General features: G+C 62.9%; 22 protein-coding genes and 1 tRNA gene. 16 read left to right on the plus strand and 7 right to left on the minus strand.

All coding sequences use genetic code 11. From position 1 onward, the window contains the following. Positions 1-67 precede the first annotated feature (67 nt). Positions 68-1,525, minus strand: coding sequence for a hypothetical protein (locus ACTFPK_RS05580; protein WP_274733377.1), 1,458 nt, complete (start codon positions 1,523-1,525; stop codon positions 68-70). A 133-nt stretch (positions 1,526-1,658) separates the two neighbouring features. Next, positions 1,659-2,327 (minus strand): uracil-DNA glycosylase, encoded by a 669-nt coding sequence (locus ACTFPK_RS05585; protein WP_274733378.1) that lies wholly within the window; start codon positions 2,325-2,327, stop codon positions 1,659-1,661. Between the two features lies 1 nt (position 2,328). On the opposite strand from ACTFPK_RS05585, the gene ACTFPK_RS05590 reads away from it, so the two are divergent. The 3 genes from ACTFPK_RS05590 (at position 2,329) to groL (ending at position 5,278) form a co-directional block, all read left to right on the plus strand. After that, positions 2,329-2,703, plus strand: a complete 375-nt coding sequence (locus ACTFPK_RS05590; protein ID WP_274733379.1) for a DUF3263 domain-containing protein — start codon at positions 2,329-2,331, stop codon at positions 2,701-2,703. Between the two features lie 4 nt (positions 2,704-2,707). Next, positions 2,708-3,334 carry a LytR C-terminal domain-containing protein gene (locus ACTFPK_RS05595; RefSeq protein WP_274733381.1) on the plus strand — a complete coding sequence of 209 codons (627 nt, stop codon included), beginning with the start codon at positions 2,708-2,710 and terminating at the stop codon, positions 3,332-3,334. Positions 3,335-3,655: 321 nt separating this feature from the next. Next, on the plus strand, positions 3,656-5,278 hold the full coding sequence (groL, locus tag ACTFPK_RS05600; RefSeq protein WP_016443292.1) for a chaperonin GroEL: 1,623 nt from the start codon (positions 3,656-3,658) through the stop codon (positions 5,276-5,278). Between the two features lie 204 nt (positions 5,279-5,482). Here the strand turns inward: groL and ACTFPK_RS05605 are convergent, their stop codons facing one another. After that, on the minus strand, positions 5,483-6,949 hold the full coding sequence (locus tag ACTFPK_RS05605; RefSeq protein ID WP_274733384.1) for an HD domain-containing protein: 1,467 nt from the start codon (positions 6,947-6,949) through the stop codon (positions 5,483-5,485). A gap of 200 nt (positions 6,950-7,149) precedes the next feature. Here ACTFPK_RS05605 and ACTFPK_RS05610 point away from each other — a divergent pair, with 200 nt between their 5' ends. Continuing rightward, positions 7,150-7,965 carry an SDR family NAD(P)-dependent oxidoreductase gene (locus ACTFPK_RS05610; RefSeq protein WP_241227402.1) on the plus strand — a complete coding sequence of 272 codons (816 nt, stop codon included), beginning with the start codon at positions 7,150-7,152 and terminating at the stop codon, positions 7,963-7,965. Next, positions 7,962-8,795: a lysophospholipid acyltransferase family protein gene (locus ACTFPK_RS05615; protein ID WP_274733386.1), complete on the plus strand. Its 834-nt coding sequence runs from the start codon at positions 7,962-7,964 to the stop codon at positions 8,793-8,795. The genes ACTFPK_RS05610 and ACTFPK_RS05615 overlap by 4 nt, the downstream gene beginning before the upstream one ends. A gap of 24 nt (positions 8,796-8,819) precedes the next feature. On the opposite strand, the gene ACTFPK_RS05620 is transcribed toward ACTFPK_RS05615, so the two are convergent. From ACTFPK_RS05620 to ACTFPK_RS05635, 4 genes are all read right to left on the minus strand, one after another. Then, the gene (locus ACTFPK_RS05620; protein ID WP_279058556.1) at positions 8,820-10,427 is read right to left on the minus strand and encodes a sensor histidine kinase; all 1,608 of its coding nucleotides are present in this window, start codon (positions 10,425-10,427) and stop codon (positions 8,820-8,822) included. Between the two features lie 9 nt (positions 10,428-10,436). Beyond that, the gene (locus ACTFPK_RS05625) at positions 10,437-11,180 is read right to left on the minus strand and encodes a response regulator transcription factor (protein ID WP_026428430.1); all 744 of its coding nucleotides are present in this window, start codon (positions 11,178-11,180) and stop codon (positions 10,437-10,439) included. Positions 11,181-11,413: 233 nt separating this feature from the next. Beyond that, positions 11,414-12,169, minus strand: a complete 756-nt coding sequence (locus ACTFPK_RS05630) for a PspA/IM30 family protein (RefSeq protein ID WP_279058552.1) — start codon at positions 12,167-12,169, stop codon at positions 11,414-11,416. Positions 12,170-12,271: 102 nt separating this feature from the next. Further along, a complete protein-coding gene (locus ACTFPK_RS05635) occupies positions 12,272-14,209 on the minus strand; it encodes a TPM domain-containing protein (RefSeq protein ID WP_284891626.1) in 1,938 nt (645 codons plus the stop codon). A gap of 216 nt (positions 14,210-14,425) precedes the next feature. Between ACTFPK_RS05635 and ACTFPK_RS05640 the strand changes: the two genes are divergently transcribed. The 11 genes from ACTFPK_RS05640 (at position 14,426) to ACTFPK_RS05690 (ending at position 24,559) form a co-directional block, all read left to right on the plus strand. After that, complete coding sequence (locus ACTFPK_RS05640) at positions 14,426-14,803, plus strand: cold-shock protein (RefSeq protein ID WP_016443284.1); 378 nt, start codon at positions 14,426-14,428, stop codon at positions 14,801-14,803. After that, entirely contained in the window at positions 14,796-15,587 is a 792-nt protein-coding gene (locus ACTFPK_RS05645; protein WP_274733395.1) for a DUF3027 domain-containing protein, read from the plus strand. Before ACTFPK_RS05640 ends, ACTFPK_RS05645 begins: the two co-directional genes overlap by 8 nt. 16 nt (positions 15,588-15,603) lie before the next feature. Next, positions 15,604-17,031, plus strand: a complete 1,428-nt coding sequence (gene manA / locus ACTFPK_RS05650) for a mannose-6-phosphate isomerase, class I (RefSeq protein WP_279058107.1) — start codon at positions 15,604-15,606, stop codon at positions 17,029-17,031. A gap of 298 nt (positions 17,032-17,329) precedes the next feature. Further along, entirely contained in the window at positions 17,330-18,805 is a 1,476-nt protein-coding gene (locus ACTFPK_RS05655; protein WP_274778297.1) for an NCS2 family permease, read from the plus strand. A 224-nt stretch (positions 18,806-19,029) separates the two neighbouring features. Continuing rightward, the gene (locus ACTFPK_RS05660; RefSeq protein ID WP_241227404.1) at positions 19,030-20,565 is read left to right on the plus strand and encodes an MFS transporter; all 1,536 of its coding nucleotides are present in this window, start codon (positions 19,030-19,032) and stop codon (positions 20,563-20,565) included. Continuing rightward, complete coding sequence (locus tag ACTFPK_RS05665; protein ID WP_279058102.1) at positions 20,558-21,262, plus strand: metal-dependent transcriptional regulator; 705 nt, start codon at positions 20,558-20,560, stop codon at positions 21,260-21,262. The genes ACTFPK_RS05660 and ACTFPK_RS05665 overlap by 8 nt, the downstream gene beginning before the upstream one ends. A 374-nt stretch (positions 21,263-21,636) precedes the next feature. Continuing rightward, positions 21,637-22,371 carry a C40 family peptidase gene (locus ACTFPK_RS05670; RefSeq protein ID WP_274733401.1) on the plus strand — a complete coding sequence of 245 codons (735 nt, stop codon included), beginning with the start codon at positions 21,637-21,639 and terminating at the stop codon, positions 22,369-22,371. Positions 22,372-22,499: 128 nt separating this feature from the next. Continuing rightward, on the plus strand, positions 22,500-23,411 hold the full coding sequence (locus ACTFPK_RS05675; RefSeq protein WP_274733402.1) for a universal stress protein: 912 nt from the start codon (positions 22,500-22,502) through the stop codon (positions 23,409-23,411). 157 nt (positions 23,412-23,568) lie between these two features. Beyond that, a tRNA-Arg gene (locus ACTFPK_RS05680) sits at positions 23,569-23,640 on the plus strand. Positions 23,641-23,718: 78 nt separating this feature from the next. Continuing rightward, the gene (locus ACTFPK_RS05685; protein WP_439911298.1) at positions 23,719-23,997 is read left to right on the plus strand and encodes a hypothetical protein; all 279 of its coding nucleotides are present in this window, start codon (positions 23,719-23,721) and stop codon (positions 23,995-23,997) included. Then, complete coding sequence (locus tag ACTFPK_RS05690) at positions 23,990-24,559, plus strand: zeta toxin family protein (protein ID WP_274733404.1); 570 nt, start codon at positions 23,990-23,992, stop codon at positions 24,557-24,559. Before ACTFPK_RS05685 ends, ACTFPK_RS05690 begins: the two co-directional genes overlap by 8 nt. Position 24,560 lies beyond the last annotated feature (1 nt).

Below are 24,560 nucleotides of genomic sequence, written 5' to 3' on the forward strand. Positions count from 1 at the left end.
CAATACGAAGCAGCATCGGAGGGAGCCGGGCGCGGGCCCGGAGCGGCAAACGGATTTTGGGCCAGCTTTAGCCTTGGAGACGCCGCCCCACCGCGAGTGCTAATCCGACTCCGCCCAGCAATGCCGCGAGTACCAGGCCCGCAGTAGAACTCGCTCCGGTGCGTTGCAACGAGGTTGGGCGCGGCGTGGGCATATTCACCGGCGGGCGCGGCGTGCTTACCGAAGACGGTGAGCTGGGAACGCTCGGAGTGCTCGGGACCGTGGGAGTGCTGATAATAGCCGGCGCGGTGGGTGTAGGCGCCGGCGGCGCGGGCGTGGGCGGCGTCGGGCTGGGAACGCTCCGGTCGCTAGGTTCCGGTTCCGGTGAAGATGACGGTTCTGGCGAAGGCTCCGGGGACGGCTGCTCGCATAGCGTGATCACCGCGGCGGCTTGATCGCAACCGTCCTCCCCAATGCCGCTCAGGTCATACGTGACCGCGGGGTTGGCGTAGAGAGCATAGGTGTAGGCGTACCAATCGCCCGCACCCAACGCGCCCTCAATATCGGTCCCGATAAGATCGCTGCGCCCGCTTTCCTTCGTGGCGACACACTGCGGCGAACCGGTCAATCCGGCATCCGTCACCCGTTCGCGCGCAGCCGCATTGACCGCCGGGTCGCTGAGCGAATACGTGGGTAGATCACCCATGCGGCCCCACTCGAATTCCTGTAGGCTCTGGCAGCCCTCGAGATACGATCCGGGACCGCCACCTTCCTGGGAACATTTCCACAGCTTATTCGTGGCTCGCACCGGAAGCACAGTCACCTCCGACTGCACCGCCACATCACCTTCCACCCGGAGCGTGTAGATACCCGGACCGTGCAACCCGAAAGAATATTCGTCGTACAGGGCCATATTCCCGACCACGCCGTCGTAGGCCTGGTACGACGGCGGATCTGTGGACACGGCTCTATCGGCCTTCATATGCCACACACCCAGATCCATATCCTCGAAATCCGGCCCGATATGGGGATACCAGGGGAAAGTTTCGGGGTCCCGGCCGGGATTGAGCTCGGGATCGACAATGACCGCGCCTTCCTCACCCCGGCGTACTTCCCAGATGGGCAACTCCTGATTCACCGGAACGGTGGGAACCGTCCAGCGCGTCTCCCAATCGAAATCAGGTTGCGTCAGGCGGGCCTCGAGAGCGGCATGGTCCGGAACACTGGTGACCGTCAATGTGACGTTCTCCAGCACCGTGGGGACGAAAACGGCCACCCCCTGCGCGCTTTGGATATGATCCGAGGAACCCAGCAGACGGGCTACCTGAATCGTGTAGCTCACATGGGCGACGTCGCCCACCTTCTCCACGCACGTATCCCCGCCGCGGCAATTCACCCCGCCGCCGGTAGGATTCACGACGTTTCCGATAACGGTGCGGCTCGGGTCAGGCCCGCCGGCTTTCGCGGTGGCGGGAAGGAAAATGCCGGCGCCGGCCAGCGCGGCAGCAAGGGCGAAACGCCCCCAGACACATGCGTGATTAGCCATGGGTACCCCCGTGGAAATTATGTTCCCGATGCGGTTTCGGCAATGACGCCGCATCGAGAAAGGCGTGATATGCGGGTAAATAGTCCGCACCTAGTTTCATACTACGCCTTAGTAAATTAATATGCGCGGGTTTTTAGGGTAGCCGCCAATCAACCGGCGCGGCACCCTGCTCGGCAAGAAGTGCATTGGCCCGCGAGAAAGGCTTGGAGCCGAAGAAGCCGCGGGATGCTGAAAGCGGGGACGGGTGCGGGCTGGCAATCACCGGGGTAGCGCCCAGTAGCGGGCGTAGCTCCTGAGCGTTACGGCCCCACAGAATCGCCACCAGGGGCTTCCCGCGCGCCGCGAGAGTGCGGATCGCGTGATCGGTGACCTTTTCCCAGCCGCGCCCACGATGGGAATTGGCGTTATTCGGGGTCACGGTCAGCACCCTATTGAGGAGCATAACGCCCTGTTCGCACCACGGCGTGAGGTCACCGCTGCTGGGAAGCGGGGCGCCAACGTCGTCGTGCAATTCTCGGAAAATATTGACGAGCGAGCGCGGCGGGGCCACATTCGGCGCCACACTAAAGGAGAGCCCCACCGCATTCCCGGGAGTGGGGTAGGGGTCCTGACCCACAATGAGCACCTTGACGGCATCGAGGGGATACGTGAAAGCACGCAGCACATTCTTGCCCGCGGGAAGATAGCCGCGCCCGGCCGCGTTTTCCTCGCGTAAGAACGTCCCCATCTCGTGAATGATAGGTTCAACAGGGGCAAGAGCCCGCGCCCAATCGGGGCTGATGATCTCGGAAAGAGGCTGCATAGTGTCAGAGTACCGGAGTGAAGAACCTCCTTTTGCGGAAGCGCCCTCGGGAGGCGGGCGCGGGGAAGGGGATTCCGCGCGCCGCGAGCGCGAGGCCGCCTGGGAGGATTTCCTGCGCGGTGCCGGGCCCGCATTGCACGACGACGAGCTGCGCGTCCTCACCACGGAGATGCGCTGGCGGGCCGCGTACCGCACGAAAACCGAGGCGATTCGGGCACTCGGCATGACTCCCACCCGCTACTACCTGATCCTTTCCGGGATTCTCAATAACCCGCGCGCTGAAGTGGAGTATCCGGATGTGGTGCGCGCTATTACCCGCTTGCGGGATCTGCGCGATAAAGAACGCGGCGGTCGCGGCGGAAAACAGCTAGGCTAGCCGTGTGGCAGGAAAGTACCCAGTAGACGAATTTGATATCGCGGCGCGCCAGCGCACAACCCGCGGGGCTCACCGCAAGCGCGAATCCTCGGTGAAGTGGTGGATCGCGCTTATCGCTATCCTCATTCTCGCCCCGGCTCTCGGGTACGGCATTGTCAAAATGAACCAGATTTCAGTAGCGCCGCCCTCCCAGAAACCGAGCGTAAGCGCACCGGCCCAGTCCGCAACGCCGGCGCCCGAAGCTGGTACCGAAGGCGCGGGTGCGGAAAGTAGCCAGGCGCCCGCGGCGCAGGCTCCGAACCCCGCGGAAGCCGCCTCGCCTTCGGCTTCCCCCACTCCGGCCGCTGAGGTGGATCACAGCCGTTCTACCCTCATCCTCAACGCCTCCGGAATTTCCGGATATGCCGCGGCCCACCAGAGCCAGCTCACGGAGGCTGGCTTTACCGCCACCTCCATCGGTAACTACCAGCACGCCGCTCCGGCCCATTCCCAGATTTTCTATCCGGCGGCCGCCGATCTGCCCACGGTGGAGGCCATCGGTGCGGAACTGGGGATCACCGATTTCGTTGAAAACGCCAGTGCCAGCGGGGATAGCATCGTCGTTGTGCTGGTGGGAGATACCCGCGGCTAAAGAACCGCGCGCGAAGATTCCCGGCTTCGCCAGCCGCTAAAAGTTGAGCGTATTCCGCTCAAGTGTTCGGGGCGGTAATCCGGGGTGAGGCGCGCGGAATTGCGGGCATATCGCGCTTTTCTGGCGGGTGGCTGCTGCGTCGTCGTACCTGAACCAAAGCTTGCACTCGAGCCGTGAGAGTGCCAGAATCTCTGTTAGCACTCCGAGTATGTGAGTGATAAGTCCACCTGGTTGGTGAGGCTGACCGTGAGCGAAGAAAGGCTTCGCGCGGAAGGCCGTCCGTCGCGGGCACCGGCCACAGTGATTCTGGAGGAATATCGCATGGCAAAGACCATTGCTTTTGATGAGGAAGCACGCCGCTCCATGGAGCGCGGCCTCAATCTCCTCGCGGACACCGTCAAGGTGACGCTGGGACCCAAGGGCCGTAACGTCGTTCTCGATAAGAAGTGGGGCGCCCCCACCATCACGAATGACGGCGTGTCCATCGCCAAGGAAATTGAGCTGGAAGATCCGTACGAGCGCATCGGTGCTGAGCTCGTCAAGGAAGTTGCCAAGAAGACTGACGACATCGCCGGTGACGGCACCACCACCGCGACGGTTCTCGCGCAGGCTCTCGTGCAGGAAGGTCTGCGCAATGTGGCCGCCGGCGCCAACCCCATCGCGCTGAAGAAGGGCATCGATACCGCGGTTAAGGCCGTGACCGAGCGCCTCCTCGCGGACGCGAAGGAAGTTGATACCCGCGAAGAAATCGCCTCCACCGCCGCTATTTCGGCCGGTGACCAGGAAATTGGTGAGGTCATTGCCGAGGCCATGGATAAGGCCGGCAAGGAAGGCGTTATCACCGTGGAAGAGTCCTCCGGCCTGGAGCTGGAGCTTGAGCTCACCGAAGGTATGTCCTTCGATAAGGGCTACCTTTCCCCCTACTTCGTGACCGACGCCGAGCGTCAGGAAGCCGTTCTGGAAGATCCCTTCATCCTCTTCGTGGATTCGAAGATCTCCAACCAGAAGGAACTCCTCCCGGTTCTCGAAAAGGTTATGCAGGCGGATCGCCCGCTCCTCATCATCGCTGAGGATGTGGAATCCGAAGCGCTGGCCACCCTCGTGGTCAACAAGATTCGCGGCACCTTCCGCTCCGTGGCCGTCAAGGCTCCGGGCTTCGGTGATCGCCGCAAGGAAATGCTTCAGGATATGGCCATCCTCACCGGCGGCCAGGTCATCTCTGAATCGGTTGGCCTCAAGCTTGAGAACACCGATCTCACGCTCCTCGGCCGTGCCCGCAAGGTGGTTGTCACCAAGGAAAACACCACCATCGTGGACGGCGCTGGCGACCAGGAGCAGATCGACGGGCGCGTTTCCCAGATCCGCACCCAGATCGAGAACTCCACGTCCGAATACGACACCGAGAAGCTCCAGGAGCGCCTGGCCAAGCTTGCCGGTGGCGTGGCGATTATCAAGGCCGGTGCGGCTACCGAGGTAGAACTCAAGGAACGCAAGCACCGCATCGAGGATGCCGTGCGTAACGCCAAGGCAGCCGTGGAAGAAGGCACCGTCGCCGGTGGTGGCGTGGCTCTTATCCAGGCCGGTAAGGAAGCTTTCGCTGACCTCAAGCTCGAGGGCGACGAAGCAACCGGCGCGGCCATCGTGCGCTACGCTATCGAAGCTCCGCTCAAGCAGATCGCCAGCAACGCCGGCCTCGAGGGCGGCGTGGTGGCCGAGAAGGTCCGCAACCTCCCCAAGGGCGAGGGCCTCAACGCGGCCACCGGCGAATACGTCAACCTCATGGAGGCGGGCGTTATGGATCCGGTCAAGGTGACTCGCTCGGCACTGCAGAACGCGGCGTCCATCGCGGGCCTCTTCCTCACCACCGAAGCCGTGGTGGCGGACAAGCCCGAACCGCCGGCTCCGGCCGCGCAGGGTGATGGCGGCATGGGCGGTATGTACTAAACCGCAAAGCTAAGGTGCTAACCGTCAGGGTGGCGCGCTTTCCGAGTGGAGGGCGCGCCACCCTTGGCATATACGGAAGTGCAGACAGGCCCGGCCCGCAGTGCGCGGATCCGGCCCGCAGTGCGCAGGTCCGGTCCGTAGCGCGGGCCCTGTCCGTAGGTCGCATGCTATCGATTTCGGCCGCACGCGTATATCCGGCCGGGCTTACATATCCGGTTCGCGCTCGATACCGTGCGTGGGGGAGGGATCGGCGGGCCGGGCCACAATATCTCCCTCGGGATCATCTTCGATCAGCGGCGGAATAGTATCCGTGTAACGCGGGGTACGCCGGGGCGCGCCCTCGCGTTCCTTCTCTTTCCACACCTCGGCCTGGGCACGATCCGCGAGCGGGGAGTCGATATTCTCCGCCAGTGCTAGTGCCTCATCGCGTTCCTTTTCGGCTGCCCGCCGCCGCTCATTAATTTTATTGAGCATGGCCTGGGAAACTTCTTCGCGCTGGCGCTTGCGGAGCTGCTCGGCGCTCAGCTGCGGCTCACTCACGTCCGTCACCGTCCCGGTGGGGATCACCCGCGTGACCTCGCCGGAATCCTCCTCCGGAATACGTGCTTCCACCGCTTCCAACGTTGAGGTTTCGGTGCGAGCATCGCGGTAGGGCTCCGCCCCGGCCGGCGTTACGGGTGTGGCCAGCGATACGGGCGCGGCTGGCGCGGTGAGAGGTGGCAGCGCCGTCGTACCTAAATCTGTATCGCCCGGGCGCGTAACGTCTGCCGTGCGCGCTACCTCAACCGTGCGTGCTACCTCTCCGCTCCGCGTAGTCTCCCCGCTGTGCGGCCCATCGGCCGGTACCATCGCCTCCGCGGGGCGCTCGGGCTCCGCCAGGCGCTTGCGCAGCTTCGCGGCCTCCGCCTGCAAATTCTGACGCGCCGCATCCTCCCATTTTTGGCCCTCGGGCGTATAAAACAAATGCTTGCGCTCCAGCAGCTTCGCCACGATTTTTTCGCGCCCGCGCCAGAAACTCTCATCGGGAATATGCGGGTATTCCTCGCGAATCGCCTGGGTATAGCGCCGGTAGCTCTGCGGGGACGAAGCCAAAATCGCCAGGTGTGCATCACGCAGCACCATAATGTCAATATCCTGTTCGGCGGTCCCAAGGCTGGTCGCCGGGGCGCGCCCCATGACCGGCATAGCGGTAAGCGCGGGAGCTTTCATACCCCAAATCAATTCGGCCACCCGGCGCGCAGTTTCCGCGGCGATACCCAGCTGCGTCAGCTCATTTTCGGCCGTGCGCGCCGAGAGCAGCTCATCTTCACCCCCGCGTTTCGTGTAGACGCGGTAGCGCGACGTCGAAAAAACCACCCCGTGGTACCAGGCCGCAAGCCGCACAGTATCCGGGTGATGCGTTTCGTTAATGAGTTTTTCCACGTTGGCGAGCATGGCCGTGAGGTGGTGAATATCGTGGAAGATGCGATCAGGTTCCGACCAGCGCCCCAGCACCGACGCGCACGTCGCCTGAATCTCCGCGCTGGACGCGGTCGCCCCCAGCCCCGTCACTGCCTTCTCGAAAGAAACCGGCAGCCACGAAGGAACGGACATATTTCCTCCCACCGTGGTGCGCACCCGCGGCGAACTTTTCGCCAGGGGACGACGACGCACGTCGCCCTCCGCACTCAAACGCAACTGATTCTAATCATGCCCCGGCCCGGGTGGGGACACTTTGGGCCTTTTCGCACCTCAGGACCGCAGTGGAGGCAGACGGGGAGGACCTTGTTTGAGCGCGGGTAACGCCGCGGACCCTCCACTTTTCGCCCAGCTGAACGCGATAACCGGGCCGGCGAGGTGCACGGGCGCGGCCGGTGCACTAACGTAGAGACGTGATATCTGACGCAGCCTTCTCCGCCTCGCCCACCGCCGGCCGGCCCCGGGCGCTGGTGACCGGGGGAAGTTCCGGTATCGGGCTCGCTTTCGCCCGCCAGCTCGCCGCGCGCGGATACGCGCTAGTCCTGGTGGCGCGCGGGGCAGCACGCCTGAACGCCGTTGCCGAACAATTCCGGGAGCGGGGCGTGGAATGCGAAACGATGTGTTGCGATCTGGGTGCGGGCAACGACGTCGCACGCCTGTGCACCTACCTAGCTGACCATGCTGTTGATGTGGTGGTCAATAATGCCGGGGCGGGCCTTTACGAGAGCCTCGTGGATGGGGATATGGACCGGATCGAAGCCGCGGCGGCCCTCATGGCGGGGGCGCCGGTACGGATCGGCGCGGCAGCCACAGCGGCAATGGCGCGGCGCGGGCGGGGCGCTCTCATAAATATCGCCTCGGTGCAGAGTTTTGTTCCCATGGGTGCCTACGCGGCCCTCAAATCCTTTGTGCGAGTATGGTCCGAATCCTTGGCTGTGGAATTGCACGGTAGTGGAGTGACGGTCACCGCGGTTCTGCCCGGATGGGTGCGTTCGGATTTCCACCGCAACTCGGGTGGGAAACGCTCCGGGGTTCCCGATGTGCTCTGGCTCGAACCCGATACGGTGGCGCGGGCCGCGCTTGCGGCGGCCGCGCGCGGAAAAGTCCGCTGCACCCCCACGGTGCGCTACAAGATTATTGGTTTTCTCGCGGAAAAGGGCCCGCGCTGCGCGGTAAACTGGGTGGCAAGGAAAATTAACGGCAGTGGGCGAAAGGCGGACCGCGGGTGAGCGAGCTCGAACCGATCGATCCGTATTTGGATGACTCCAAAGCCCGCCGCCGGCATCGGGTGCGCCGTGCCCTCACAAAACCGGTCATGTCCACGATCCTCCGGCCCACCGTGCTGGGAGAAGAAAATATCGAGAACCTGGACGGCGCATTTATCCTGGTGCCGAACCATTCTTCGCACCTGGATGCTCCCATGATTTTCTCGCTGCTCCCCGATAAACTCACCGAGCGGTTAGCCACGGGGGCGGCCGCGGATTATTTCTATCGCCGCCGCGGCATCTCCAATCTCACCTCGTTATTCTTTAATACCTATCCTATTGAGCGCGGTAAAAAGCCCACGGGTAAAGCCGGTTCGGAATACCAGCCCGGCCGTGCCAAAGGGATGACAGGCCGCCTGTTAGCAGCGGGTGTTCCGATTCTGATTTTCCCGGAAGGTACGCGTTCACGTACCGGGGAGCTCGGTACTCCGAAGGCGGGTGCCGCGGCCCTCGCCCAGCGTTTCAATGTTCCCATCGTCCCGATTGCCATGTCCGGCGGGCACGAAGTTATGCCGGTGGGTGCGATGCTCCCGAAATTCCGCGGCGAAGTCTTTTTGTTTATCGGCCGGCCCATGTACGGCCTCGCGGAGGAAGACTCGGCAGATTTTATGGGCCGAGTTTTCACCGCCATCCAGATGATGCTCGAGCAGAAAAGCGCGCATCCGCTCACCCCGGAAGGCACCAGTCCTTTTGACGCGGCGCAGGCCGGTCAGGCTCCCACTGCAGGTGCGGCGCCCGAAGCGGGCGATCCGAGCGAGGCCGGTGAGGCCGGCGAGTTTCCGGAAACCGAGTAACTGCTTGGAACCTGAGTAGCTCGTTTAGCTGGGCGATGCCGGATTCTGGCACGGCTCGGTGGGAGCGGGGAAGGTGAGCTGCACCGTGAGCCCACCACCGGGGGTTGTGAGCGCCCGAGCGGTACCGTGATGCGCGGCCATAATAGCGGCAACGATGGCCAAGCCGAGCCCGGAACCACCCGATTCGCGCGAACGTGAATAATCCGGGCGGTAGAAGCGCTCGAAGATGCGCTGGGAATCCGCTTCAGAAATACCGGGGCCGTGGTCGCGCACTTCAATAGTGGGCTGGCCTTCCGCGATGCCTACCGCCACTTCCACCGGGCTGGCTTCCGGGGCGTGCGCGAGCACATTAGAAAGCAGATTTGCGATCACCTGGGTGATGCGATCCGCATCCCCGTGGACCTCCACCATCGCGGGCGGTGGGGTGCTCCCATCCAAAGCAACCACCGTGGCGGTGCGCTGCGGGGCACGCACCCGGAAATCAAGGATGGCGTTATCGGCCAGCTTGGCAAGATTGACACAATCGAGGTTAAGGGGGCGATTTTCGTCCAGGCGGGCCAGCTGGAGCAGATCCTCCACGAGCCCGGCCATTCGGTTGGCTTCCGATTCCACTCGCTCCATAGCTTCGGGGACACGCTCGGGGGGAACTCCGCCCAGGCGATACAGTTCGGAATACCCGCGGACGGTTGCTAGCGGGGTGCGTAATTCGTGGGAGGCGTCCGAAACGAAGCGCCGCATTTTTGCTTCCGAGCGTTCCTTTTCCGCGAAGGCGTGCTCGATTTGGGCGAGCATAACGTTAATGGATTTAGCGAGCATCCCAACTTCGTCGTCGTCCTGACCGTGCGGAACACGTTCGGCCAGGTGCCCTTCCGCAATGGTGTGCGTGGCTGCTTCGATATCACGCAAGGACCGCAAGGTACGCGATACCAGACCGGTCACGGCCAGTCCGGCCGCCAGCACGGTCGCGAGTCCGGCGAGCACAAAAATAAGGCGTAGTCGCGCAATCGTAAACTCGATCGGCCCGAGTGGCTGGGCGATAATGATGTTCCCGGTAATGAGGCCGCCGGTGGAGGCCGGGCTAATGGGGTGGACCAGCACCCGCCAATCCGAGCCGTACAGGGTGGAAGGAACCGTTACGGGCTCTTCGGAACCCAGGCTGGCAATACGGTCAAGTTCGCGCGGGTAGCCGAATTCTTCTACGGCCCCCGGATTGGGAAGTTCGTAGGTGGTTACCTCGCGCTGCCCGGCAATACCCCAATTGACCCGCACGAAGAAATCGGAGAGGTTGAGGGGGGAGGACTGGCTGGCACCGGGCAGCTCCTGGAGGAACATCCGCTCCACCGAGCGCGCATTCGTGGTCAAATCCTGGTCGATAGTGGAGACTAGGTATTGCTTGAGAAGGGTGACCGAGGCGAAACCCAAAAAGGTTGCCGCGGTGCCCACCAGGATGACGAACGCGATAATGAGGCGGCCGGCAAGGGTGCGGGCCGGCCGCAGCGCGCGCCGGAAAACTCCGCCGCGGTGGTTGCGCGCGGGAGATTCGGTTGCCGGGTTGCCGGGCTGCGCGGGGCGGCTCGGCAACGGCGGAGCCCCCGCGCTTTCCGGGGGAAGCGGATCGTGACGTTGGGTCATAACCGAATGCTATTTGGAAGCACGCAGAACGTAGCCGATGCCGCGGCGAGTGTGGATGAGAGGAACGAGGTTGCGGGCCTCTTCCGGATCGGTGATCCCCAGGGCTTCCGGGGAATCAATTTTGCGCCGCAAATAGGAAATATAGGATTCCACGATGGAAATCTCGCCCTGCCAGTTGTAATCCCATACATGGTCGAGGATCTGTGATTTAGAAACCACTCGTTCGGCATTAATAATGAGGTAGCGCAACAGCTTGAATTCTGTGGGGGAGAGTTCCACCGGCCGGCCGGCGCGCGTGACCTCATAGGAATCTTCGTTCATTTCCAGGTCTGCGTAGCGCAGCACCGCAGATTCGGTTTCCTCCGGGCTGGTGCGCCGCAGCACCGCGCGAATACGTGCCACCACTTCCTCCAGGGAGAAAGGCTTGGTGATGTAGTCATCCCCGCCGACCGTCAGACCTTGGACTTTGTCCTTCACATCATCGCGGGCGGTGAGGAACAGCACCGGGAGATCGTGGTCGCGTTCGCGCAGCCGGCGCAGCACCTCAAAGCCATCCATGCCCGGCATCATGATATCGAGGACGGCCAGGTCCAGGTGCTGATTTTGCTGGTGAGCGAGGGCTTCCGCGCCATCGGCGGCGGTGTACACATCGAATCCGGCGAACCGGAGAGAAACGGAAAGAAGTTCGCGAATCGAGGGCTCATCATCAACAACGAGGATGGCCGCTTCGGGAGTGTGCTCGGTAGGCGTCATAAAACTAAGGAAACTCGAGCTTTCTGAAAGCTTCCTGGAAGTTTGCGGGAAGCGAAAGGAAAGAGGTGAGGGAGAGGGGAGGAACGACGACGATGCGGGCCGGGGTGGCAGCGCCACCCCGGCCCGGGAAGCCACGCGGAGCTTGGGTCACATAGGTGCATATGACTTGCGCCCGCTCCCGATGCGGGATATGCCCAGCGCGGGATATTCCCCGCGCTGGAGAGCCCGGTACTTTAGTAGCTGGTGAAGTCCCGGCCTTCGATTTGCTCGGGGGCTTCCCCGCTCTTGAGGGCGGCGAGGCGCGCTTCGATTTCTGCGTCGTCGGAATGATCCTCCAATTCTGCGAATTGATCGGCCAAGCTCAGGGAGGCGACTTCGGCCTTGCCCTGCGCCAGGGCTTCCTGGCGGCGGACCCGCTCTTCGAAACGGGCCAGCTCACTGGTGGGATCCAACACGTTGATCGAGGAGATGGCATCCTGCACCTGGCTTTGCGCCTGGGCGGACTTCTGGCGCGCCACGAGGGTATCGCGCTTGTTCTTGAGTTCGGTGAGCTTGTCCTTCATCTGGGTGAGCCCGGACTTGAGCTGCTCCACAACCTTTTCCTGGGAGGCGAGCATGGGTTCGGCGTCCTTGGCTTCGCGCTCGTATTGAATCTGCTTGCTCAGCGCTACTTTCGCGAGGTCATCCCAGTGGTTCGCACCTGCTTCATCGCCCTTGGTGCGCATCTCATCGGCGCGGCGCGAGGAGGCGATGGCTTTCTGCCCCCAGTCGCGGGCGGCTTTGATGTCCTCGTTGTAATCGGATTGTGCCAGGCGCAGATTACCCACGGTCAGGGCCACGGCATCTTCGGCTTCCGCAATGGAATTCTTGTAATCCCGCACCATCTGGTCGAGCATCTTCTGCGGGTCTTCGGCGCGGTCGAGGAGCGCGTTAATATTCGCCTTCGCCAGCTGGGTAATGCGTCCGAGGATTGTTTGTTTTTCAGCCATGATCAGCCTTTCTCTGTGTCGTCGAGTAGGAATGGTGTGATGAATAATGGATAAATAGTATCCGGGCGGGGCGCGATCAACGGACGCACGCGGCCACCGGTTTTAGAACGAACGGCTCCCTCCTCCCGCGGCGCCCCCGCCGCCAAATCCGCCGGAGCCACCTCCGAAACCACCGAAACCACCGAAACCGCCAGCACGCCCGCCGCCGAAGCCGGAGCCCCAACCGGAACCCCAGCCCGAATTGTGGCGGGATCCGCCCCCGGAGAGCGAACCGAGGAACATTCCGAGCAGCAGGCTACCTACGTCCCCGCCGCCGTTATTGCCACCAAAACCACCGGAGCTGCGGGCGGACAGCGCCGCCTGGACCGCATCCGTGGCGCGCTGGGCATAGGATTCGGCCCGCGCGTAATAGTCGCGGCGTTTAGCCAGGTCATCACTGGTATCCCCGGCTTGGAGGGCGGTGCGGGCCGCTTCTAGCGGGGCGCGTGCTTCGTTACCGGTACTCCAGCGGTTCTGCGACACCATGGCTTCCGCTCGCTGCACCGCGGCCTGGGCCCGCTGGCGATCCCGCTCCACTCCGGCTGCCTGGCGCCGGTAGTTTTCCTCCGCGTTCCGGGCCGGGGCGAGGGCGCCGTCCAGTGCACGTTCCGCCTCGGTGAGCTCCCGAATTCCGGCCAGCGGATCCACGCGCTCCCCGCGATACTTTTCCACCAGCGCCGCCGCCCGATCCCGCGCGGCCACCACCGGGGCATGATCCCCGCCGATGCGATGGGCATCCGCAATATCCGCGGAAATGGAGGAAATATGCTCGGCCAGTTGGGTGAAAGCACGATTAACAGATTCTTGGACGTTGGAAATCGCGCGGTAGCGTTCCGCAGCCTCATCCAGGGCCTGTTCTGCGATACGCACAAAAGGCACGGCCTGGTTGCGTTCGCCCCCGCTAAGGAGCCGATCAACCTGCCCGAGCGCATCCTCCGCTCCGGCCAGCAAGGACTCAATATCCGCGGGGTAGGTACGGAAAGTTGCCACCGCGCCCTCCCCGTAGCTTGCCGCCAGCGAGTCCAATTGCCGGGTAGCGCTGGGAAGATTAGTGCGAATATCCGCCGCGCCTTCGCGCACCCGCGCCGCGGCCTCTTCCACATTCGCGGCCAAATCACGCAGCCGGGAGAATTCTTCTTCCTGTTCGGTAATGGCCCGCTGCGCTTTGTCGGTCAGTTCCAGAATCGCGGTGTTATAGGCACGCACTTGCTCCGGGGTGTCGGGGATATCGTCGTCTAAGAGCTGGCGTTGGTTGAAAGCTTCTTGGAGATAATGCTGTGCCTGCGCGAGCGCCTGGTCAAAGCCGCGCACTGAGTTCACCCCGAATTGCGCCCGCGCGAAATTGAGTTCCGCGGCGGCGCTGCGGACGCCGTCGTCGGTCGCTAAAAGCGCGGCTGCGGCACGTTTGCCGAGCGCAGCAAGATCTTCACGAATTTTATTTTCCGACTGTTTGCGTTTGCGCGAACGCACGAAAACAACGGCCCCGATAATAACGACGACGACGCCACCCCCGAGCGCCACACCGGCCCAATTCGTTTCTTCCCCTTGCGCCAGCTCCCGGGTGTAGGCGAGGGAACCTTCCAGCCAGCGGCCTTCCCGGAAGGCGGCGCGCACGTCACCGGTAAAAGCGTTGTCCAGATCCGAGGCGGAGAAACTGGAGCGGCCGTAGGCGTAGCTGAACTGGCGGCTATCCACGGCCACGGCGATGAGGGTGGCATCGCTGGACAGCCCGGCGCGGTTGAACGTGTCGATGGGCCACTGGTCCGCGCTGGCGCCGTCGAACCTATCGACAAAAACGAAACGCACCGCGTAATCCGTCTCATCTTGGAGGCGGTTGAGGGAGGTGCGCAGCTGCTCTTCTTCCGTGGTGGACAGCACCTGGGCGTGATCCGTGACCGGATCAACGCTGGAGAGGGGTTCTTCCGCGGCGGCCAGCGGGCCGGAGAGTAGCAGGGCGCCCGCGAGCGCTAATGTTCCAGCTATCCGGCGTGCGATCCCCATAATTTCAACCTTCCGTGCGCCCGGTGGCGATCACCGGCCTTAGCCCTCAAGTGGTGGACAGCACAATTTAACCACAGCATGCTGGGAGGGGGATGGGAAAAGGGGCCGGGGGCGTTCAGCCGGTAGCGTTGCCTGTGCCCGCGGGGGCGCTGGTAGAATGACGCTGGTGCTTCGCCCGACCGTGTGCGAAGCGTTTTTGCTAGAAATGAGAGTGTTGTGCCAACCGGAAAGGTTAAGTTTTTCGACGCCGCTAAGGGCTTCGGCTTTATTGTCAGCGATGAGGACGGTGCGCAGGTATTCCTGCCCGCCTCGGCCCTCCCGGAAGGGCTGACGCCGCGCAAGGGCCAGCGGGTATCTTTCGGGCTTGCCGATACGCGTCGCGGTCCGCAAGCACTCAATGTCGAACCCATGACCAAACTTGAATCGCTCGCGCGGAAGAATCGGCGTTCCCCGGAAGAAACGGTGGTGATCGTGGAAGATCTCATTCGGCTTCTGGACGGGGCCTCCACCCAGCTTCGGCGCGGCCGCTACCCGGAAGGGGGAGGGCAGATCGCGCGCGCCTTGCGTGCGGTTGCCGATGATTTTGATGCCTAAGAATGCCGAACATGCCAACTGCGCGGGGGAAGAATCCGCCGCGGTCCACTTTCCCGATGTGAGGGTGGAAGGACACGCGGATGAGGGCGCGGATATGGCGCGCCCGGAGGATCGCGTCGATGAAAATGTAGCGGTGGCACCCGATGATAAACGGGTGGAACCGCTCCCCGGCCTGCCCGAAGATCGAGTTCTCGCGGGGGCTGTTGATGAGGCGCGGGCAACTCTGCTCGCGGCCATTGCCGAACGTTTCGTGGGGGAGTACGCGGGATTCCTCGCTGAGGATACCCGGGTGGTCTCCTACCTCTTTACCTGTACTCATCCGGGTTATCACGGCTGGTACTGGAGTATTACGGTGAGCCGAGCGAGCCGGGCCCGCACCGTGACGTTTAACGAAATTGAGATGTTGCCCGGAGCGGGGGCTTTGCTGGCTCCGCGCTGGGTGCCGTGGAGTGAACGGCTGGCCAAGCTGGAAACGGAGAAAGCGCAGGCGCGGGCCGCCTCGGAAAAGGAACGTCAGGAATCGGTGCGGGCTGCCGCATCGGACAAAGCCGAGCGGGCTGAGCGCAGCGGCCGGCGCCGCCGGGTGCGGCGCAAGGTCACGGTGGCGGAAAGTGAAACCGCCAAGGTGGAAACGGAAACTGCCGGGGCGGAAACAGAAACCGCAGCAGCGGCAGAAGTACCTGCGGTGGAAGTGGCAGCCCCGGTGGTGCGCCGCGGGCGCGGGCGGACCGTGGTGCGCGGATCGCGCGGGCGGCGCTACCAGGCCACCGGCGCCCTGAGCTAAAACAGGAGCAGCGGTGATGCGGATCCAAGGGCGGGCCAGAGATTACGCGTGGGGCGGCACCAGTGCGCTTCCCGCGCTCTTCGGTTACGCTCCGGCGGAAACCCGGGTGGCGGAAATTTGGCTCGGTGCCCACCCTGATGATTCGGCCCAGGTGATCAGCGCTGCGGATGCTCCACTCTTCGACCTGGCCCAGCTCTACCCCTCTGCACCCGCTGGCGAACACCGGATCGGGCGTGAAGATGAGGTGGGCGGGCGCAGGAGCGCCGTGGCGCGCACCCCGCGCGGGCGGTGGCGCGCGCGGCACCGGACTGGCCTGGCGCGAGGCATGCGCACGCCGGATCGCTCGGAGTTCCCGGGGTGTTCGGGGCACTCGGAGCGTGCCGAAGAATCCACTACGTTCTTGGGTGCCGGTGGGCCGAGTCTGCGCGATCTTATCGCCCGGGCACCCGAGGAGATGCTCGGTGCGGATGTGGCGCGCCGGCACGGGGGTGAATTACCGTATTTGCTCAAACTCATTGCCCCGCATCAGCCGCTCTCCCTCCAGGTGCATCCCTCCCTTGAGCAGGCCCGCGCGGGGTTCGAGCGGGAAGAAACCGCCGGAATTGCCCGCACCGCTCCCCATCGTTCCTATCGGGATCGCAACCATAAACCGGAACTGGCCTATGCTCTCACGCCGTTTGAGGCTATTTGTGGGCTGCGCACGCCGCGCCGCATCGCTGAAGTGCTGGGTGGGCTCGGGCTGCCGCTCACGGATCGACTTGCGGCTCTCGTGGAAGAACGCGGGGTGGGGGCGGTTTTCGCCGAGCTGCTTTCCGCGGGAACCCGCCCGGAACCCGCCCAGATTGCGCAGGTGGTGGCTGCCTGCGCCGCGCGTCTGGAGCGGGGCGCCTCGCCTTCCCCGCGCGCGGATCGCATCGTGGAAACCCTGGCGCAGTACTATCCCGGCGACCCGGGAGTGGTGGCTTCCCTCCTCATGAATCCCGTGAGTTTACGCCCGGGCGAAGCACTATTTATCCCCGCCGGGACAGTGCACGCCTACCTGTCTGGAACCGCGGTGGAAATTATGGCGGCCTCGGATAATGTGCTGCGCGCCGGCCTCACCCCGAAACATGTGGATGTGGAGGAATTGGTGCGGATTATGGACGACGCCGCAGTCCCGCCCATCCGCATCGCCCCCGAGCATATGAGCGAGGCGGTATCCACCTTCTATGTTCCCGTGGATGATTTTGAACTCTCGGTCGTTCATCTGCGCGATGCTACCTCCACGGAAAAGCTGCGCTCGCGCGGTCCGCGCACGGTGGTCTGCCTGGAGGGTGCGGTGGAAGTCTTTGCCGGAGGCCGGCGCGAACCGCTCAACTCGGGGCAGGCGATTTTTGTTCCGCACAGTGACGGGGAGCTGGCGGTACGAGGATTTGGCGACGTCGTCGTCGCATCTGTTCCGTAACGACCCGGGCCGTGCGCGTGGTGAAACGCCGTGTACGCCCAGCCGCGTGGCCGGACTCACGCGGGTGGCGGGGCGGGAGAAAACCGCGCCAGCGCGCCGTTTTCACCCAGCAGGCGGCCAGTGTCTCGAAATATGAGACAAAAAGGGCGAAAAAACATCCAAATAATGAGACGTGTCTTGCGTGGGTGGTGACCGGGTTCAAGAATGAGTGCTGGTGGCGGTCAGGACCGCCCGAAAATCTGCGGATCACGCGCTCGCCTGGCGTGCAGCGGACCGCACGACTACCGAGGAGATCTTCGTGAGCGTAACTTCCACGCACGTCGAGACGAACCACAGCACAACCTCCGAGCCGAAGCGGGATTTTTTCCGGCTGCGCGAACGCGGGACCACCGTGGCCCGGGAAGTGCGCGGCGGGCTGGTCACCTTCGTGGCCATGGCCTACATTTTGGTTCTTAACCCCATTATCCTTTCCGGTCCGGATTCCACCGGCGCCTACCTGGGCGGCGGCACCGAAGGTCCGAACCTCCCGGCCATCGCCGCGGGTACCGCCATCGTTGCGGGCCTCATGACGCTGCTCACCGGCGTTATCGCGAATTTCCCACTCGCCATGGCGGCCGGGCTGGGGCTCAATACCATCGTCGGCGTGGTGATCGTCCAGATGCCTGGCATGACCTGGGCTGACGGTATGGGCATTATCGTTATCGAAGGTATCGTCATCACGCTGCTCGTGGTGACGGGCCTGCGTGAAGCTATTTTCCGGGCGGTGCCGAAGTTCCTGCGCACCGCCATTTCTGTGGGCTTGGGGCTGTTCATCACCCTCGTTGGGCTGGTCAACGCCGGCCTCATTCGCCCCGGCGAAGGTACCATCATGTCCTTCGGAATCAACGGCTCCATCGCCTCCTGGCCGCTGGCCGTTTTCGTATTCGGACTCTTCCTCACCGCGATCTGCCTGCTGCGCGGCGTTCCCGGCGCGCTCCTCATCGGCATCGTGTCCTCGACCATCGCGGCCGTTATCGTCAATATTGTTGCCAAGCCCGGAAGCGTGGCCGGTGGGGATGTGGCCGGCTGGAACGGCGGGGCACCCGCACTGAACGGCTCCCCGGTGCAGATTCCGGACTTCTCCACCCTCGGAGCCTTCTCCGTGGTGGGCCCCTTCCAGAAGATCGGCGTGATCTCCGTGGTCGTACTGGCCTTCTCCGTGATGCTCGCTGATTTCTTCGACACCATGGGCACCATGGTCGCGGTGGCTTCTGAAGGCGACCTCCTTGATGAGGACGGCATGCCGTACCACACCTCCCGCATCCTGCTCCTCGATTCCCTCGCGGCGCTGGCCGGCGGTATGGGCGGCGTATCCTCCAACACCTCGTTCGTCGAATCGACGACGGGCGTAGCGGACGGTGCGCGCACCGGCCTCGCATCGGTGACCACCGGCGCCCTCTTCCTGCTCTCCATCTTCTTCGCACCGCTCGTGACTCTGGTTCCTTCCGAAGCGGCCGCCCCCGCACTGGTCGCGGTGGGCTTCCTCATGATGCAGCAGGTGACCGAGATTGATTGGGAAGACCTGAGCGTGGGTATCCCGGCCTTCCTCACCATCGCGCTCATGCCCTTCTCCTACTCCATTACGGTCGGCATCGGGGTGGGCTTCGTTGCTTTCGTCATCATGTCGGTGGCCGCCGGCAAGGCTCGCCGGGTTCACCCCCTCATGTGGGGTACCTTCGTTGCCTTCGTGGTCTACTTCCTGCTTGATCCGATTCAGAAACTCCTGATTGGCTAAGCGCAGCTAAGCTCTGTGCAGCACGTTGGCTGCCAGCTCAACCACGCAGGGCCTACCCGCACGGGTAGGCCCTGCGTGCGTCGTCGTACCATTTTCGCCGGTGAGACAAAGGTGAGCTTTACGTGGCCGTGCGTGATAAACTCACCGCAGATAGCGCAACTGCGAGCTCGCCGCGCCCGCCGGCCGCTATGGATATCGGATTTTTCTGCAGGGGGCAGGATTTAGTGGGGCGTACATTCGCCAGTTTGAAGTACCGCAACTACGCTATTTGGTTCGCTGCCTCGTTGGTCGCCAATACCGGCGGGTGGATGCAACGCACCGCCCAGAACTGGCTCGTCATGAGCGACCTCACCAATAATGACGCTTTCGCCGTCGGTATTGTTACGGCGCTGCAATTCGTCCCCATTCCTTTTATTATGCCGCTGGCCGGGGCGCTCGCTGATCGCCTCGATAAACGCAAAATGGTAGTGCTCACCCAATTCGGAATGCTGCTCACCGCGGTAGCCCTGGGGGTACTGGTACTACTGGGCTGGGCGAATGTGCTGGTGGTCTGCCTTTTCGCCCTGGCCATCGGGGTGATTCAATCTTTCGATAATCCTCCGCGCCTCGTTTTTATCTCCGAATTGGTGCCCCCGCGCTGGCTCCCGAATGCGGTGGGCCTGAATTCCATGTCCTTTAATATTGCGCGCCTCATCGGGCCGGCGCTGGGTGGTTTGCTCATCGGCCTTATTGGCACCGGCTGGGTTTTCATTATTAACGGCATCATGTTCGGTGCCACCCTCATCGCCTTGGCCCTTATGCGCCCGGAAGAATTCCACCCGGCACCCCGCCCGGAAAAGAAAGTTTCCGCGATTCAGGGAACGATTGACGGTTTGCGTTACGTGGGCAACCGCTCCGACCTCCTCGTTATTTTCGCGGTGGTGGGTGTGGTCTCCTGCCTGGCCATGAACACCCCGCTCACCACGGTGTCCATGTCCACCATGGAATTCCACGCCGATTCCACCCAATTCGGCATTGTTTCTTCTATGGTCGCGGTGGGTTCGCTTTCCGGGGCCGTGGTGGGGGCGCGGCGCACGAAACAGCCGCGGGTGCGCTCCGTGGTGGGAGCGGGTGTGGCCATGGGCATCGCGGTCACCGCCAATGCGCTGGCCCCGAATCTGCTGGTCTACACCCTGACGCTCGTGCCGGTCGGTTTCTTTATGCTCATCATGCTCACGGCGGCCAATGCCGCGGTGCAGATGTCTACCTCCCCGCAGATGCGCGGGCGCGTGGTGTCCCTCTACCAGACGGTCAATCAAGGCGTGACCCCGATCGGTTCCCTGGTGGTGGGCGGTATTTCCGGGGCGGCCGGGGCGCGCTGGGGCGTGGGCATTGGTGCGATTGGCTGCCTGGTGGCCACGGTGGGTGCCTACTTGTGGGGCCGGCGCAAATGGGATGTGGAAGTGCACTACCGGGTGCGTCATCCCTTCCAGCTGGAGATCCTCGGCCCGCTCGAACATGAAAATGAGGAGCGCGAAGCAGAACTACGGGCCAATCGCACCGGGCAAACGGATAGCGGGCAAAGCTTCACCGCGGAGGACCACGACGAGGTCGAGGCCGATCTTTTCGAACCCGAAGATGAAGCGCACGACGTTGAAACCGGGCATTCCCCGCAGCGCGCGGGCGGCTTAGAATGGCAAGATACGCATGAGGAGCCGGATGTGGATGGGCGCCCCGGTGCCGCCCCCGCCGCTGAGACGAAGGAGACCCGCGATGAGTGATGACCTTGTTGATACCCGCGAGATGTACCTCAAAGCGGTCTACGAACTCGAAGAAGAAGGAATTGTTCCGCTGCGCGCCCGGCTCGTGGAACGCCTGAGCCAATCCAAACCCACCGTCTCGGAAACCGTGGCGCGCCTGGAGCGCGACGGCATGATGTACCTGGATACTGATCGCGCCATCGTTCTCACCGAGGAAGGCCGGCGCATCGCCACCAGCGTGATGCGTAAGCACCGGGTGGCCGAATGTTTCCTCCTTCACGTGCTGGAGATGCCCTGGGAGCACGTGCACGCTGAGGCCTGCCGCTGGGAACATGTTATGTCCCGCGAGCTAGAAGAACGCATCGCGCACGTGCTGGGGGAGCAGGGCTATGAACTCAGCCACGATCCTTTCGGCAACCCAATTCCCGCGGAAAACTCCCTGGGTCCCGGCGCGGATATAGCCGCGCGAACCGGTCTGCTCGCCGTGGCGGATTACCTGGAGCGCAACCCGAGCGGCGGGAAAGTCACCATTGCGCGCATCGGTGAAGTGGTCCAAACCGACGACGACGTTCTCGAGGCTATGGCCGCGGCCGGCATTAAACCCGATGCTACGGTGACCATTAGTGTGGAGGACGACGGCGATATCCTCGCCCGCGGCGCCAGCGGGGTATTTCCTCTTACTGACTGGATCCGCAAACACCTCCTGGTGCACGCCTGAGGGTGCTGTTGCGCTGGCGGCATGCTCCTAGGGGTGTGGCGCGCCTCGAGTGGCGGTGACGGCCGGGGTTCAGAGCGGCGGGGCGGTAGTGCGGCGTTGTCGTAACTCGTGGTCTCCACCACAATTCGTCACCGCAGCGTAACCTAAGCCGCAAAAAAGTATATCAAAACGTTATAAATCCCCTCTGGGAAAAGGCTGGTATCACGCGAAAAAAGTGGAGGAAACGCCGGAAGGTCGCCGTTTTGGGATGATAACGGCCCGGCTGTGCCACTTGTTACATAAACGTGACAATTCGTTGCCCAATCGTTACGCTAATGGACGTACCGAAAGTGCCCCTCGGGGTGCGCAGGAAAAGTTTTGTAGGAGATCATCCCATGACCGGACGCCACGCTCTTGATACGCGGTCCCAGGCTCACAACCTGGCGAACCCCGCAGTACGTGGTCTCACCGCAGCTCTCGTTGTGGGTGGCGCAGCAGCACTGATCGTTCCGAATGCGGCGGCTGATACCGCGGCCGCGCCCGCCAAGGCGGCGCTGTCCAACCCGCATGCGCAGGACGTTGCCGCTGGTATCGCCGGCACCACGAGCGCCACCTCGGAATGGAAGATCGAACAGATCAACATTCAATCCGCAGCTCCGGCTGTTGAAGTAGCTGCCCCCGCCGCCAGCGCCACCACCGCCGCGGCTGATGCCGCCACCTCCTCTTCCGATGCTGAAGCTGCTCCCGCGGCCGCGGGCATTGGCGTGGAAGTGGAAGCCGCTCCTAGCGCCATCGGCTCTTCCGTTCTTGATACCGCTCTCAGCGGTGTGGGTTCGCCCTACGTATGGGCTGGCACCACCCCGTCCGGCTGGGATTGCATCGGTTTCGTGCGCTGGGTCTACGCCCAGCACGGCGTTGCTATCGGCGGGCGCACCACCTCGGTGCTCTCGGTTGGCCGCCAGGTTTCCTACGCGGAAGCCCGGCCCGGTGACATCCTGTACTGGCCCGGCCACGTGGCGATCTCGCTGGGCAACGGTCAGAATGTGGCCGCGTGGAACCCGGGTATGGGTACCCGCGTGGGCCCGGATTCGTGGTGCGGTGATACTCCCATCGTGATCCGCGTTTCCTAAAGCGCGTCTCTCGCGAGGTTAGAGAAGAATTATGTGCGAACGCCGTCGGAACTCCCGGCGGCGTTCGCATTTTACGCACGGTTCCACCCCGGGGTGCGCCCGTGGGAGAATGGGCAACGGAGGTAACAATGTACCAGCATGAGAATTCCGTGGTCGTTGGGGTGGATGGTTCCCCCGAATCACGGGCGGCACTTATCTGGGGTGCGCACGTGGCCGTGAGCCGCAATGCTACCCTGCGGGCCCTCACCTGCTACCAGGAAGGTCCCGATCCGCGCGGCTCCTATGAAAGCGCCATGAGCATTGCCCGGGAGGCACTCGCCCAGGAAGCGGTGGCGAGCTTGGCGGGGCTGGAAGCCACCGCGGTGGCGCTACCCGGGGACCCGGTTGAGCTGCTCCTGGCTGAATCTAAAACTGCTTCCCGGCTGGTGGTGGGGTATTCCGGTGCGGATACCGCAGATATTGACCAGCTCGGTGTAGTGGCCGGCGCAATCGTTTCCAAGGCGTACTGTCCGGTTGCCGTGGTGCCGCTCCAGCATTCGCGGCGCCTGCCTATCCGCCACATCGTTGTGGGGGTGGACGGTTCACAGGAATCAAAATACGCGCTCAATTTGGCGGTGCGCATGGCCGGGCGCTGGGGTGCGCAGGTTTCCGCGATTAACGCGGTCTCGGTTACGCGCGCCGGGGGCGGCTTGCTTCCCGGTGGGGATATGACCCGCGAAATTCTCGATGACACCCGCCTGGGCCTGGAAGAAACCGTGGCCGAGGTGCTACGCGGGGATGAAACCGTGCAGGTGCGCTGCTATGCGGTGGAAGGCTCCGCAGCGGAAATCATGGCGGAGTTCTCTAGCTCCGTGGACCTGGTAGTTGTGGGAGCACGCGGCCGCGGCGGCATTACCGGGCTGCTCTTCGGCTCCACCAGCCATACGCTGCTCCTGGGAACCCAATCGCCGGTGCTCGTGGTACCCACCCACGCCACCAAGAACCTCCACGTTCCGGATACCAACGTGCCCTGGGATGTTCCCGATCCTTCGGCGCGGTAGTGTGAGCGTTACCGCGCGGGGCGCCTGTGTGATCTCGTGGTCGCGTGCGCGGGCATGAGCGAGTCGCGGTAAGTAGCGCCCACGGTGCCACGCAGAGTAACCTGGAACGGTTATCTTGTTCCTACCGTCGTTCGGATGAACGGTCGGCGGTAGGCCAGCCCTCGTAGCTCAGGGGAAGAGCGACCGCCTCCTAAGCGGTAGGTCGAAGGTTCGAATCCTTTCGGGGGCACAAAAGATCGGTGCGCGGGCGTAGCCCGTGTGGGGACTACTGCTTAGGATGGAACAAGGGCGAAAGGAGGGTGACACCATGACAGAGCCTTTTGGTTACGAAGACTATTCTGACCCGGTTCTATATGACGTGTTCTATGAAGCGGGAACGATGCTTTGTGGGCGGTATATTTCCCTCTCCAGGCAAGCAGATATTGCGGGTGACGAAGCGCGTCGAGCGGTTTATGACGGTAAATACCTTGAGCTCGTTGAGCAACGCGATGCTGTAGATGAAAATGATCGGGCGGAACAGATTCGTTGTATTCGTTCGTGGTATGCACTGCGTGAGCAATTACCCACCACTCTTTCTCATGTGTGATCTTGATATCCGTGTGGAGTGGATCCGTCGCGTCAAACCGAGAGTATTCGCCAGATCTCGGATATCGCTATCACCAGTATCCATTTTTCTAGGCGGCCAGCCGGGTGCCGGTAAAACCAAGACACAAAAAACGGTAGTATCCCGCTATCTCGATGAAAATATTACGCGCATTATTGGCGACGATCTGCGAGCTTTTCATCCTGACTACGATTGGCTATGCCAGAACGATCCTCTCCGGATGCCTCACGTAACTGCCCAAGCTTCTGGCCAATGGATCGCGATGTGTATCGAGTGGGCATCAAGAAATTCGTTTTCCACTCTGGTTGAGGGAACATGGCGCAATACCGCGATGGTAATGACCGAAGCCAGGAAAGCGCGTGAGCTCGGGCGTCGCACGCACGCGATTATCGTTGCGGTTCCTCCGGTGCTTTCCGTGCAGGAAAAGGAATATTTAGCGAAGCTCGTCCCTCGCTTGGATGAAGGTATACGGAAGTTCACGCCCGATGATATGCCTGTGAAGGTACTCGTGGAGAATATTCGGAAAACTCTCGAATCCGGGTAGG

Source organism: Actinotignum sp. UMB0459 (assembly GCF_051905915.1).
Taxonomy (GTDB): Bacteria; Actinomycetota; Actinomycetes; order Actinomycetales; family Actinomycetaceae; genus Actinotignum; species Actinotignum sanguinis.

Bases quoted from the DNA above. Each gene is read 5' to 3' on its own strand.
- ACTFPK_RS05580 (WP_274733377.1), bottom strand. From the start codon at position 1,525: ATGGCTAATCACGCATGTGTCTGGGGGCGTTTCGCCCTTGCTGCCGCG.
- ACTFPK_RS05585 (WP_274733378.1), bottom strand. From the start codon at position 2,327: ATGCAGCCTCTTTCCGAGATCATCAGCCCCGATTGGGCGCGGGCTCTT.
- groL (WP_016443292.1), top strand. From the start codon at position 3,656: ATGGCAAAGACCATTGCTTTTGATGAGGAAGCACGCCGCTCCATGGAG.
- ACTFPK_RS05620 (WP_279058556.1), bottom strand. From the start codon at position 10,427: ATGACCCAACGTCACGATCCGCTTCCCCCGGAAAGCGCGGGGGCTCCG.
- ACTFPK_RS05625 (WP_026428430.1), bottom strand. From the start codon at position 11,180: ATGACGCCTACCGAGCACACTCCCGAAGCGGCCATCCTCGTTGTTGAT.
- ACTFPK_RS05630 (WP_279058552.1), bottom strand. From the start codon at position 12,169: ATGGCTGAAAAACAAACAATCCTCGGACGCATTACCCAGCTGGCGAAG.
- ACTFPK_RS05635 (WP_284891626.1), bottom strand. From the start codon at position 14,209: ATGGGGATCGCACGCCGGATAGCTGGAACATTAGCGCTCGCGGGCGCC.
- ACTFPK_RS05645 (WP_274733395.1), top strand. From the start codon at position 14,796: ATGCCTAAGAATGCCGAACATGCCAACTGCGCGGGGGAAGAATCCGCC.
- manA (WP_279058107.1), top strand. From the start codon at position 15,604: ATGCGGATCCAAGGGCGGGCCAGAGATTACGCGTGGGGCGGCACCAGT.
- ACTFPK_RS05665 (WP_279058102.1), top strand. From the start codon at position 20,558: ATGAGTGATGACCTTGTTGATACCCGCGAGATGTACCTCAAAGCGGTC.
- ACTFPK_RS05670 (WP_274733401.1), top strand. From the start codon at position 21,637: ATGACCGGACGCCACGCTCTTGATACGCGGTCCCAGGCTCACAACCTG.
- ACTFPK_RS05675 (WP_274733402.1), top strand. From the start codon at position 22,500: ATGTACCAGCATGAGAATTCCGTGGTCGTTGGGGTGGATGGTTCCCCC.
- ACTFPK_RS05685 (WP_439911298.1), top strand. From the start codon at position 23,719: ATGACAGAGCCTTTTGGTTACGAAGACTATTCTGACCCGGTTCTATAT.
- ACTFPK_RS05690 (WP_274733404.1), top strand. From the start codon at position 23,990: ATGTGTGATCTTGATATCCGTGTGGAGTGGATCCGTCGCGTCAAACCG.